The sequence below is a fragment of the Duganella aquatilis genome (assembly GCF_009674565.1).
Classification (GTDB): domain Bacteria; phylum Pseudomonadota; class Gammaproteobacteria; order Burkholderiales; family Burkholderiaceae_D; genus Rugamonas; species Rugamonas aquatilis.
The window spans coordinates 1-11742 of the sequence record NZ_WKJL01000021.1 but is presented as its reverse complement, the minus strand read 5'-3'; the positions used below and the strand labels follow the sequence as shown (position 1 = coordinate 11742).

At 64.8% G+C, this 11742-nt stretch carries 10 protein-coding genes; 6 read left to right on the top strand and 4 right to left on the bottom strand.

Annotated features, from left to right (window positions below; all coding sequences use genetic code 11):
- Positions 1-4 precede the first annotated feature (4 nt).
- The gene (locus GJ698_RS22875) at positions 5-1048 is read right to left on the bottom strand and encodes an aminoglycoside phosphotransferase family protein (protein WP_154360177.1); all 1044 of its coding nucleotides are present in this window, start codon (positions 1046-1048) and stop codon (positions 5-7) included.
- 108 nt (positions 1049-1156) lie between these two features.
- Between GJ698_RS22875 and GJ698_RS22870 the strand changes: the two genes are divergently transcribed.
- The 4 genes from GJ698_RS22870 to rsmA all read left to right on the top strand — a co-directional run bounded on the left by GJ698_RS22870 (position 1157) and on the right by rsmA (position 6842).
- Positions 1157-3403 carry an LPS-assembly protein LptD gene (locus GJ698_RS22870; RefSeq protein WP_229260131.1) on the top strand — a complete coding sequence of 749 codons (2247 nt, stop codon included), beginning with the start codon at positions 1157-1159 and terminating at the stop codon, positions 3401-3403.
- An 84-nt stretch (positions 3404-3487) separates the two neighbouring features.
- Entirely contained in the window at positions 3488-4954 is a 1467-nt protein-coding gene (locus tag GJ698_RS22865; protein WP_229260130.1) for a peptidylprolyl isomerase, read from the top strand.
- A 51-nt stretch (positions 4955-5005) separates the two neighbouring features.
- Positions 5006-6049, top strand: coding sequence for a 4-hydroxythreonine-4-phosphate dehydrogenase PdxA (gene pdxA, locus GJ698_RS22860; protein WP_371865420.1), 1044 nt, complete (start codon positions 5006-5008; stop codon positions 6047-6049).
- A 19-nt stretch (positions 6050-6068) separates the two neighbouring features.
- Complete coding sequence (rsmA, locus tag GJ698_RS22855; protein ID WP_154360174.1) at positions 6069-6842, top strand: 16S rRNA (adenine(1518)-N(6)/adenine(1519)-N(6))-dimethyltransferase RsmA; 774 nt, start codon at positions 6069-6071, stop codon at positions 6840-6842.
- Positions 6843-7032: 190 nt separating this feature from the next.
- On the opposite strand, the gene GJ698_RS22850 is transcribed toward rsmA, so the two are convergent.
- From GJ698_RS22850 to GJ698_RS22840, 3 genes are all read right to left on the bottom strand, one after another.
- The gene (locus GJ698_RS22850; RefSeq protein ID WP_154360173.1) at positions 7033-7650 is read right to left on the bottom strand and encodes a hypothetical protein; all 618 of its coding nucleotides are present in this window, start codon (positions 7648-7650) and stop codon (positions 7033-7035) included.
- Positions 7651-7680: 30 nt separating this feature from the next.
- Entirely contained in the window at positions 7681-8298 is a 618-nt protein-coding gene (locus tag GJ698_RS22845) for a hypothetical protein (protein WP_154360172.1), read from the bottom strand.
- 130 nt (positions 8299-8428) lie between these two features.
- Positions 8429-9823 carry a metallophosphoesterase family protein gene (locus GJ698_RS22840; protein WP_154360171.1) on the bottom strand — a complete coding sequence of 465 codons (1395 nt, stop codon included), beginning with the start codon at positions 9821-9823 and terminating at the stop codon, positions 8429-8431.
- A gap of 57 nt (positions 9824-9880) precedes the next feature.
- Here GJ698_RS22840 and GJ698_RS22835 point away from each other — a divergent pair, with 57 nt between their 5' ends.
- Positions 9881-10588 (top strand): HAD family hydrolase, encoded by a 708-nt coding sequence (locus GJ698_RS22835; protein WP_154360170.1) that lies wholly within the window; start codon positions 9881-9883, stop codon positions 10586-10588.
- A 51-nt stretch (positions 10589-10639) separates the two neighbouring features.
- Entirely contained in the window at positions 10640-11656 is a 1017-nt protein-coding gene (gene hrcA / locus GJ698_RS22830; protein ID WP_154360169.1) for a heat-inducible transcriptional repressor HrcA, read from the top strand.
- The last annotated feature ends 86 nt before the right edge of the window (positions 11657-11742 follow it).

Sequence of the window (11742 nt, the reverse complement as noted above, 5' to 3'; positions counted from 1 at the left end):
GGCCTTAGAAGGTGTAGCCGACTTGCGGCTTGGTGTCTTCCAGCAGATCCAGCAGGCGGATCAGCGGTTTCAGATCCTTGTAGCGGCCGGCCGTCTTGCGCACGTATTCCATCACGGTCGGCAGGTCGTCCAGGTATTGCGCCTTGCCGTCGCGGTAGTTCAGGCGGCAGAACAGGCCCAGGATCTTCAGGTGGCGCTGCAGCGACATGTACTCGAAGTCCTTGTAGAAGGCGTCGATGTCCTTGTTGACCGGCAGGCCCAGCGACTTGGCGTGCTGCCAGTAGCGGATGGCCCAGTCCAGCACCAGTTCCTCGTCCCACTGCACGTAGGCGTCGCGCAGCAGCGAGGCCAGGTCGTAGGTCATCGGGCCGTACAGCGCGTCCTGGAAATCCAGCACGCCCGGATTGCCGGCGTCGACCACCATCAGGTTGCGCGAGTGGAAATCGCGGTGCACATACACCTGCGCCTGGGCGGTGACGTTGGCCAGGATGGCGTCGAACACGCCCTGCAGCTCGGCCGTTTGTTTCTCGGTCAGCGTGGCGTTCAGGTGCTTGCCGATGTACCACTCGGGGAACAGGCTCATTTCGCGCTGCAGGAAGGCGCGGTCGTATTCCGGCAGCACGCCGGGACGGCTGGTGACCTGGAACTTGACCAGCGCTTCGAGCGCCTCGGCGTACATGGTCGAGGCGTTGTCGTGGTTCAGCGCCGACAGGAAGGTGGTGTTGCCCAGATCGGACAGCAGCATGAAGCCGGCTTCGTAGTCGGTGGCGACGATGCGCGGCACGGTGACGCCGGCATGGGTGAGCATTTCGTCAACCTTGACAAAGCCCAGCACGTTTTCGCGTTCCGGCGGCGCGTCCATGACGATCAGGGTCAGGCCCAGCGCCGTTTGCTGTTCCGGCAAAACGTTAACACGGAAATAACGGCGGAAGCTGGCGTCGGCCGAGGCGGGACGAATACTGTCCACATCGACCACATTCAGGGTGCGCAGCCAGGCGGCCAGCTGTGCCAGCCGGGTATCGGAGGTTAAATTCTGTAATAAAGACATTGAAGCATGCCGAGGAAACCGGCGTCAGGTGAAGATTCCCATATAATAAGGGATTCAAATTAAAAAATCGCCTTTCATGGTGCTTGGTCCCCTCTTTTCATGATTCGCATGCCCAAACCGAAGCGCTTGGCGTATGCCCTGTCCGCTATTTTTACCGTATCGGTGTTGCCTTCCTACGCCTATGCCCAGAGCGCGCCGCCCAAGCAGCGTCCGCCGCGCGTGGAAGACAAGAACGCCGAGACCATCGTCAAGGCCGAGGACATCAGCGGCCGTCCCGAGCGGGAAGTCATCCTGGAGCGCGATGCCGAGGTGATCAAGGACAAGACCAAGGTCAACGCCGACAGCGCCTGTTACCGCCAGGTCGAGGATGAAATCGAGGCCAAGAGCAACGTCAAGATCTGGCGTTTCGGCGACTATTTCACCGGCGACGAGCTGAAGCTGAACATGGACACGGGCAAGGGCTATATGCTCAACCCGACCTACAAGCTGGAAGCCAACCACGCGCAGGGCAAGGCCGAGCGCATCAACTTCGTCAACGAGGACGAGGCGGTGGTGGTCAACGGCACCTACAGCACCTGCCAGAGCCTGAGCCCGGACTGGTATCTGCGCTCGGACACGATGAACCTCGATTCCGGCCGCGACGTCGGCACCGCCGGCAAGACGCTGATTTACTTCAAGGACGTGCCGATCCTGGGCACGCCGGCGATGTCGTTCTCGCTGTCGGGCGCGCGCCGTTCGGGCTGGCTGTCGCCGACGCCGGGCTTCGGCTCGAAGAACGGCGCCGAGCTGGTGGTGCCGTACTACGTCAACATCGCGCCCAACCGCGACCTGACCTTGTACCCGAAAATCATCGCCAACCGCGGCATCCAGATCGGCGCGCAAGCCCGCTACCTGGGCGAGACCGACGGCGGCCTGTACAAGGGCGAGACCTATGTCGAGTTCATGCCGCACGACCGCGAGTACGCCCAGGCCAACCCGGACGAGAAGAGCGACCGCTGGATGGTGCGCTCGACCCACGCCCAGGACATCACCAAGCAGTGGGAATTCAGCTGGAACTTCAACGCCGCCTCGGACGACAACTATCCGAATGACTTCTCCAAGACGGTGTCGAGCTCGACCGACCGCCAGCTGCTGCGCGAACTGCGCACCGACTACCACGGCGATTTCTGGACCCTGACCGCGCGCGTGCAGAAGTACCAGGTGCTGCAGGATCCGGAATCGGTGGTCGATCCGTCGCTGTTCGTGTCGCGCCCGTACGACCGCCTGCCGGCGATCAACTTCAACGCCGCGCAGTACGACGTGGCCGGCGGCTTCGACTGGGCCTTCAACTCCGAGCTGACCCGCTTCTACCACCCGACCCTGATCAACGGCACGCGCTTGGTGGCGATTCCGCAGGTGAGCTATCCGATCATCGGACCGAGCTACTTCATCACGCCCAAGGTCATGGTCAACATGGCGACCTACCAGCTCGACGCCTACCAGGGCGCGTCCAGCGAGAACCTGTCGCGCGCGGTGCCGACCTTCTCGCTCGACTCCGGCCTGGTGTTCGAGCGCGACATCAAGTGGGGCGGCAAGAGCATGACGCAGACGCTGGAGCCGCGCCTGTTCTATGTGAATACCCCGTACCGCGACCAGAGCAAGTTCCCGATCTTCGACACCGACGCGGCCACCTTCAACTTCAGCCAGATCTTCAGCGAAAACCGCTTCGTCGGCTCGGACCGCATCGGCGACGCCAACCAGCTGACCGCCGCGCTGACCTCGCGCTTCCTCGACGCCAACGGCGCCGAGGCGCTGCGCCTGGCGTTCGGCCAGCGCTTCTACTTCCGCGACCAGCGGGTCCAGCTGGACGCCTCGACGCCGGTGGTCGACGCCCACTCCGACATCCTGCTGGCCGCCACCGGCCGCATCTCGGACACCTGGGCCTTCGACAGCGCCGTGCAGTACAACCCGAGCCAGAGCCGCATCGTCTCGGAAAGCTATACCGCGCAATGGGTGCCGGGATCGAAGAAGGTGCTGAACCTGGGCTACCGCTACCTGCGCGACAGCTTCAAGAATATCGAGCTGTCGAGCCAGTGGCCGATCTTCCAGCGCTGGTACGGCGTCGGCCGCATCAGCTACTCGGTGCAGGACAAGAAAATCCTGGAAAGCCTGGTTGGCCTCGAATACAACGCCGACTGCTGGGTGTTCCGCACCGGCGCGCAGCGTTTCGTGACCACCTCGACCAAGGCATCGACCCAGATCTTCTTCCAGCTGGAACTGAACGGCCTGTCGCACCTGGGCGTCGGCAGCCCGCTGGAGGCGATGAAGAACAGTATTCCCGGTTACCAGCGCCTGAATGAGGGCTATGGCCGCTAACTCCATGTACACTTGGCGTCCGCCGCGCAAAAAACGCGTCGGCGCCTTTTGCCTTTTTTACACCTGACTCTTGAGCGTTCTACCATGCGTAATGCCAGTAAGTACCAGATGAAACTCCTCGCAGTCCTGTTGTGCACGGCCGCCCTGAGCGGTTGCAGCCTGTTCTCGTCGAAGAAGAAAGCCGAGCCGGAACCAGCGCCGGCCGCCGCACCAGCCGCCGCGCCGGCCGCCGCCGCGCCAGCCGCCAAGAAAGACGGCGCCGGCTTCCTGCCGCCGGGCGAATCGGGCAATGTCGCGATCGACGGCATCGTCGTGGTGGTCAACGACGACGTCATCACCCAGCGCGAACTGGACAACCGCATCCGTACCGTGACCCTGCGCATGAAGGCGCAGAACGTGCAGATGCCGGACCCTGCCGACCTGCGTCGCCAGCTGCTGGAACGCATGATCGTCGAACGTTCGCAGCTGCAGCTGGCCAAGGAAATGGGCGTGCGCGTGGACGACCTGCAACTCGACCGCGCCATCCAGCGCATCGCCGAGGCGCAGAAGCTGAGCGTGCAGGACTTGCGCAACCAGATGGAAAAGGATGGCACGCCGTTCGCCTCGTTCCGCGAAGAGATCCGCGAAGAGATCATCATGCAGCGCCTGCGCGAGCATGAGGTCGACAGCAAGATCCAGATTTCCGACGCCGAGGTGGACAGCTTCGTGGCCGCCGAAAAGGCCGCCGCCGCCGAGCAGTTCGAGATCAACATCTCGCAGATCATGGTGCGCATTCCGGACAACGCCACCGCCGAAGTGATCGCCCAGCGCCGCGCGCGCGCCGAGGAAGTGATGCGCCAGCTGCGCACCGGCGCCGACTTCGCCAAGATGGCCGCCACCTACTCGGACGCCAGCGACGCCCTGCAAGGCGGCGTGGTCGGCTGGCGCCAGCCGGAACGCCTGCCGCCGATCTTCGCCGAAGCGCTGTCCAAGCTGAAGCCTGGCCAGGTGACGCCGATCATCAAGAGCACCGGCGCCTTCCACATCCTGAAGGCGGTGGACCGCCGCAGCCTGGCCGACGCCGCCGCCGTGGCCGCCGTGCAGCAGACGCATGCGCGCCACATCCTGATCAAGGTCACGCCGACCATGAGCGCGGCCGACGCCAAGCGCAAGCTGCTGGAGCTGAAGGAACGCCTGGACAACAACGCCGCCAAGTTCGAAGACCTGGCGCGCCTGGTGTCGAACGACGGTTCGGCCTCCAAGGGCGGCGACCTGGGCTGGCTGATGCCGGGCGACACCATGCCGGAATTCGAAGCGGCGATGAACAACCTGAAGATCGGCGAAGTGAGCGAACCGGTGGAAACCAGCTTCGGTATCCACCTGATCCAGGTGCTGGAGCGCAAGACCGACGACGTCTCCAAGGAACGCGAACGCACCAACGCCCGCCAGGCGCTGCGCGACCGCAAGCTGGAGGAAGCCACCGAAAGCTGGCAGCGTGAAGTGCGCGACCGCGCTTACGTCGAGTACCGCAACGACGACGACAAGGCCGCCAACAGCGCCGCCAACAAGTAAGCAGAAAGGGGAGCACGAGTGAGCGCCACTTCATCCAAACGGCGCCCGGGAGTGCGCCCCGCCATTGCCGTGACGGTCGGCGAGCCGGCCGGCATCGGTCCGGAAATCTCCATCCGCGCGGCGTGGGCGCGGCGGCACGAAGTCAATTGCGTGCTGCTGGGCGACGCCGCCTTCCTGGCCATGACGGCCGCCGACATCGATCCTGACATCCGCCTGTCCTCGCTGTCGCTGATGGCGGTGCGCAACGGCGGCCTGCCGCACTTCGGCGCCGACCGCATCAGCGTGATCGACGTGCCGCTCAGCGCCCACGTCGTGGCAGGCAAGCTGGACAAGGAAAACGGCCGCGCCGTGCTGGCCACGCTGGACGCAGCCATCGAAGGCGTGCAGGCCGGCTGGTTCGAGGCGGTGGTCACCGCGCCGCTGCAAAAGAGCACCATCAACGACGCCGGCGTCAAGTTCTCCGGCCACACCGAATACTTTGCCGACCAGACCCACACGCCGCAGGTAGTAATGATGCTGGCCGGCCCGCAGCAACTGAGCGGCCCGCTGCACGGCGCGCCGCTGCGCGTGGCGCTGGCCACCACCCACCTGCCGCTGAAGGACGTGGCGGCCGCGCTGAGCCAGGACGGCCTGGCGCGCATCCTGGACATCATCGACCACGACTTGCGCAGCAAGTTCGGCATCGCCGCGCCGCGCATCCTGGTGTGCGGCCTGAACCCGCACGCCGGCGAGGGCGGCTACCTGGGCCGCGAGGAAATCGAGGTCATCACGCCGGCCGTGCTGGCGGCGCAGGCGCGCGGCATCGACGCGCGCGGCCCGTATCCGGCCGACACGCTGTTCCAGCCGAAATACCTGCAGGACGCCGACTGCGTGCTGGCCATGTACCACGACCAGGGCTTGCCGGTGCTGAAGTACGCCACCTTCGGCAACGGCGTCAACATCACACTGGGCCTGCCGCTGATCCGCACCTCGGTCGATCACGGCACGGCGCTGGACCTGGCCGCGCAAGGCCCGGGCAAGGCCGACTGCGGCAGCATGGATCAGGCGATCAGCAGCGCGCTGGCGATGGCCAACGCGGTGGACGCCGCCACTTAATTATTTGGACTAGAAAAACATGAAACACGTAGCCCGCAAACGCTTCGGCCAGAACTTCCTGCACGACCAGCACGTACTGGGCAGCATTACCGACGCCATCGACCCGGCGCCAGGCGACGCCATGGTCGAAATCGGCCCCGGCCTGGCGGCCATGACCGACCAGCTGCTGCGCACCCTGGCGCATATGCACGTGGTCGAGCTGGACCGCGACCTGGTGGCGCGGCTGGAAAAAGCCTATCCGCGCAACAAGCTGACCGTGCATTCCGGCGACGCGCTGAAATTCGACTTCAGCACCATCCCGGTGCCGGAAGGACAGAAGCTGCGCATCGTCGGCAACCTGCCGTACAACATCTCCAGCCCGCTGCTGTTCCACCTGGCGACCTTCGCGCCGCTGGTGCAGGACCAGCACTTCATGCTGCAAAAAGAGGTGGTGGAGCGCATGGTGGCCGAGCCCGGCAGCAAGGTCTACGGACGCCTGTCGGTGATGCTGCAATGGCGCTACGACATGTCGCTGCTGTTCGTGGTGCCGCCGGAAGCCTTCGATCCGCCGCCGCGCGTGGATTCGGCCATCGTGCGCATGATCCCGGTCGCCAATCCGCTGCCGTGCGACGGCCCGACGCTGGAAGCGGTGGTGCAGAAAGCCTTCTCGCAACGCCGCAAGGTGATCCGCAACTGCCTGGCTGGCATGTTCACCGAAGAGCAGATCGTCGCCGCCGGCATCAACCCGACCGACCGGCCGGAAGCGGTGGGCCTGGCCCAGTACGTCGCGCTGGCCAACCTGCTGGCGCAATAGGCGAAAAAAAAGCCCGCTAAAGCTAGCGGGCTTAAATCCAATTCCTTTGCAAGAAGTGGAGGAGACAAGTGCAGTATGCTGCGTCGCGACATATCACGCCACTTTATTTTCCGAATACCAATTATTCTGATATCGAATAACTCTCCCTTCTTTGCTGCACTGTGCCGCCGCAGCGGCACAGTTTCTTCCCTTATTGGCAGGTGACCAGCAGGTTGCTGACGTTGGCATCGTGCATGACGCCGGTGCCGTTGGCGATCGTGCAGGTCAGGCCGTTGGTCGGCGGCACCACGGTCACGCCGTAAGCCTGGCCGTCCGGCACCGAGCTGCTGAGCAGGAAGTCGCCGCTGGTGGTCAGGGTGGTGGCGCTGGTGCCGCTGGACAGGGTTGCCGTGCCGCCGGTCGAGCCGTTGATCAGGGTGACGGTGCGCGCGGTGCCATCGGCAGCCGGGGTCACGCCGGTGTACTGGCCGCCCAGGGTGTAGACGTTCTGCGAGCAGCTGACCAGCGCCTGGATGGCGACGTTGTAGCCAGCCGAGCCGGTGCCGGCCGACACCACGCAGGTCATGTGGTCAGGCTGCTTCTGGATGGTGATGTTGTAGTCGGTGCCGTAACTGATCTGCTTGCTGAAGGCGAAGCTGGTGGCGCCGGACGGCACGGTCAGCTGTTCGCCGCCGTTGAGCAGCACCAGGCCGTTGTTGTTCAGATTGCTGACCACACCTTGCACCACGAACTGCTGCTTGCCGCCGCAACCGGCCAGGACGGCCACTGCGGCCAGCGCCGCTGCGGCGCCTACGAACGAAAATTTCATGTATTTCTCCAAAAATGAGGTGCGGGCGGCTTATTTGCAGTTGACGATCAGGCCCAGCTGGTCCGACGAGGCTGGCATGGTGCCTGGATTCAGCGCGCTGTCCACCGTGCAGGTCTGGCCAGCTGGCTGGGTCAGGATGCTGACGCCGTACTGGGCGTTATTGGCAACCTTGGTCGGGAAGGTGAACTTGACGTCGGCGCCGCCATTCGGCAGCACGGCGGTGGTGTCGGCGCCATTGGCCAGCACCAGGCCGGTGCCGGTCAGGCCCTTGACGGTGCCGCCCAGTACGTATGGGTTGGCGGTGCAGGTGAAGCCCAGATAGTAGACGGTATAAACGCTGGCGGTGCCGGTGTTGGCCGTGGCGGAGATCGCTTTGCAATCGGCGCCGGCTGGCTGGGTCGCCACCTGGACGTCGAATTTCTCGTCAACCGCGAGCAGTTTGGTGAAGATGAAGCTGGTGGCGCCCGCTTCAATGGTGATTTTCTCGCCGTTGCCGTTGTTGACCAGCACCAGGCCCGTCAGGCTCGCGCTAGTCGGGACATAGCCGATGGTGCCGGACAGCGCCAGGCTGCCGTTATTGCCGCCGCAGGCGCTCAGAATGACAGCACACAGCAGGGCGGTAACCGCACGCAGATACGAACTTTTCATAAACTCTTTCTCCAAAACGAATAGGGCCCGGCAGCGCGCACGGGAGGCAGCATATTACACGTGTGGGGCGTATTTTAGTGCATTTGGTAATTCCATCCCTGCAAATGGATGTAACAGCGTGTGTCCCTGCCTAGTTGACCTGGGCCACGTCGCATACCGACCTGCGTCCGGCCAATTCGCAGCGGTTGCGGATTTTTCCTTGTAAATCATGCACTTCGATCCGCCAGCGGTCGGCGTCCAGGCGTTCCATGGTCATGAAGCCGAAACCGTCCACCCACGAGCTGAAGTGTTCGACCACGGCGCCCGGCGCCGGCGGTGGGCTGGGCGGCAGCGCGGCCGGCAGCGGCACGATGTCTTCCGAGGTGCCGGCGAAACCGGCGACGAACTGGCTCGGATGGCCGCTGGCGAAGCTCAGCTGCTGCCACAGGTGGATGTGGCCGGACAGCATGGCCTGTATCGCCGGCGGGAACAGCTGCGGATTGAGCGAACCGAAACTGGCCTGCAGGCCGGCGTCGCCTGGCAGCAGCACGATGCGGCCGTCGGCCTTGCGTTCGGCGCCGATGCCCAGCAGCGGATGGTGGCTGACGCCGAGGTTGCGCGGCGCCTGCTGCGCCAGCGCGTCCAGCTTGCGGTATAAATCCTGGTATTTGGCGTAGCCGGTGTCGCCCGGCTTCAGGCCTTTCCAGGTGGTGTTGGCGGTGTCCAGCACCAGCAACTGGGTCGACTGGCCGAGCGGCACCGCGTACGGATCGCTGTAGTTGCCGATGTCGTCATCGGCGGCCGCGTTGCAGTCGCGGCCCTTGAGCAGCGGGCGCGGATCGAGGAAGCGCCAGTAGCCCTGGCCGCCGCGCAGGCAGTTTTCGTGGTTGCCGCGCGCCATGATCCACGGCGCCGCGTCGAACAGCCTGGCGCCGGGCGCGAAGAAATCGTCGTCCCAGGCATCCCAGCCATAGCCCCACGGACTGCCGGCGCAACCGGCGTTGCCTTCGGGGCAAGGGTTTTCGCGGTAATGGTAGTCGCCGACGTGGATCACCAGGTCCGGCTTCCACGCGGCGGCCTGGGCGGCGACGGTGGCGAACGGGTACTGGGCGATGTCGTTGCAGGCCTGGTAGCTGTTGCTGCTCTTTTGCAGCCGGCAGCCGGTGTCGCCGATGACGACGATGCGTCTGGGTTCGGCCTTGGGTAGCGGCAGCGTCCGGCCCAGCACGCGGGCGCTGGTGGTGCCCGCCGGCAGCGCCGCCTCGCAGGTCAGCAGCGGGAACTCGGCCGGCTTGGAATCGGCCGGCGCCGACGGCGTGCTGCGCAGCGGAATGGTTTCGGCCGGCGCGCGCAGCGTCATCGGCTGGCTGCGCTGGTTGAGCTCGATCGCGGGGCAGGCCGGGGCGTCGATCAGCACTCGCGCGACGGCGGCGCCGGCTTCGCCCAGCACCACGTAGGAGGTGAAATCAGGCGACGGCGATGGATTGGTGGCGGCGCAGCCAGTCAGCAACAGGAGCGGCGTCCAGTGTTTCAGGAGAGAGATCATCCCGGTAATTTACCATGGCCTTACAATAGGCTTGTTTGCCAACCTTTGTGATCGATCATGACGCCACGCCGCCCGCTTGCCCTGTTGTTTGACCTGGACGATACCCTGTGGCCGATCGGCCCGGTGATCATGGCCGCCGAAGTGAGCTGGCACGCCTGGCTGGCCGAGCACGCGCCGCGCGTGGCCGAGGCCTTCAGCGTGGCCGAACTGCGGGTGCGCCGCATGGCGCTGCTGGAGCGCCGCCCTGAGTTGGTGGCCGACCTGTACCAGCTGCGGCGCGAGGCGCTGGCCGAGGTGTTTGCCGAAACCGGCGAAGACCCGGCGCATATCGAAGGCTCGATGCGGCACTTCGCCGTGCAGCGCAACCTGGTCACGCCGTATGACGATGTGCTGCCGGTGTTGCCGCTGCTGCAGGGCATGCTGCGGCTGGGCGTGATTACCAACGGCAACGCCGACCTTGAAGTCATCGGCATGGACCACCATTTCGAGTATGCGCTGTCGTCGTCGCAGTTCGGCAGCGCCAAGCCGGACCCGGCCATCTTCCACAGCGCCTGCGCGGCGATGGGCGTGGCGCCGCAGGACGCGGTCTACGTCGGCGACGACCTGCGGCTGGATGTGCAGGGCGCCCAGGCCGCCGGCCTGCGCGCGGTCTGGATGAACCGTCACGGCAGCACCGCCCATCTGGCGGCCGGCGTCACGCCGGACGCCATTTGCGCCACTTTTGACGAACTACTGGCCTGGATACGTGGGCAGATGCAGCATTGAAGTGCATAATAATAGATAGAACATTTTCACCGGCAACCACTGATATTTAGCATGCAACTCGACAACCGCGCACAAACCCTGCTCAAAGCCCTGGTGGAACGCTATATCGCGGACGGCCAGCCGGTAGGCTCGCGCGCGCTGTCCAAGATCTCCGGCCTGGAGCTGTCGCCGGCCACCATCCGCAACATCATGGCGGACCTGGAAGAGCTGGGCTATGTGGCCAGCCCGCATACCTCGGCCGGCCGGGTGCCGACGCCGCGCGGCTACCGCATCTTTGTCGACACGCTGCTGACGGTGCAGCACATGGACGAGCACGCGATGGACGCGCGCATGCGCCTGCAGGCGCCGCAGCCGCAGAAGATGATCTCGAACGCGGCGCAGATGCTGTCGTCGCTGTCGCAGTTCGCCGGCGTGGTGCTGAGCCCGCGCCGCGAGTCGGTGTTCCAGCAGATCGAATTCCTGCGCCTGGGCGAAAAGCGCATCCTGCTGGTGATCGTGGCGCCCAACGGCGACGTGCAGAACCGACTGCTGCTGACCGACGTGGACTACAGCCCGGCGCAGCTGGTGCAGTCGGCCAACTACATCAACCAGAATTACGGCGGCCTGGCCTTCGACGAAGTGCACACGCGCCTGCAGACCGAGCTGCGCCAGCTGCGCGACGACATGGGCCGCCTGATGCAGGTGGCGGTCGAGGCGGGCAGCGAGGCGATGAACGACGATACCGGCAATATGGTGATTTCCGGCGAGCGCAACCTGCTGTCGGTCAGCGACCTGTCGTCCAACATGACGTCGCTGCGGCAGATGTTCGACATGTTCGAGCAGAAGACCGGGCTGATGCAGCTGCTCGACGTGTCGGCCAAGGCCAGCGGCGTGCAGATCTACATTGGCGGGGAATCGAGCCTGGTGCCGATGGACGAGATGAGCGTGGTCACCGCGCCGTACACGGCCAACGGCAAGATCGTCGGCACGCTGGGCGTGATCGGCCCGACGCGGATGGCTTACGAACGGGTGATACCGATCGTCGACATCACGGCCAAGCTGCTATCGAACGCCCTCAGCCAAAATTAACCCGGGGTCAGTTCTGCCAATCGGACACGAGCCCTGCCGTAGCGGCCGCTACGGCAGGGCTCGTGTCCGATTGGCAGAACTGACCC

Excerpts from the sequence above, each read along its gene's own strand:
- GJ698_RS22870 (WP_229260131.1), top strand. The coding sequence starts at position 1,157 with ATGCCCAAACCGAAGCGCTTGGCGTATGCCCTGTCCGCTATTTTTACC.
- hrcA (WP_154360169.1), top strand. The coding sequence starts at position 10,640 with ATGCAACTCGACAACCGCGCACAAACCCTGCTCAAAGCCCTGGTGGAA.
- GJ698_RS22865 (WP_229260130.1), top strand. The coding sequence starts at position 3,488 with ATGCGTAATGCCAGTAAGTACCAGATGAAACTCCTCGCAGTCCTGTTG.
- GJ698_RS22875 (WP_154360177.1), bottom strand. The coding sequence starts at position 1,048 with ATGTCTTTATTACAGAATTTAACCTCCGATACCCGGCTGGCACAGCTG.
- GJ698_RS22840 (WP_154360171.1), bottom strand. The coding sequence starts at position 9,823 with ATGATCTCTCTCCTGAAACACTGGACGCCGCTCCTGTTGCTGACTGGC.
- GJ698_RS22845 (WP_154360172.1), bottom strand. The coding sequence starts at position 8,298 with ATGAAAAGTTCGTATCTGCGTGCGGTTACCGCCCTGCTGTGTGCTGTC.
- GJ698_RS22835 (WP_154360170.1), top strand. The coding sequence starts at position 9,881 with ATGACGCCACGCCGCCCGCTTGCCCTGTTGTTTGACCTGGACGATACC.
- rsmA (WP_154360174.1), top strand. The coding sequence starts at position 6,069 with ATGAAACACGTAGCCCGCAAACGCTTCGGCCAGAACTTCCTGCACGAC.
- GJ698_RS22850 (WP_154360173.1), bottom strand. The coding sequence starts at position 7,650 with ATGAAATTTTCGTTCGTAGGCGCCGCAGCGGCGCTGGCCGCAGTGGCC.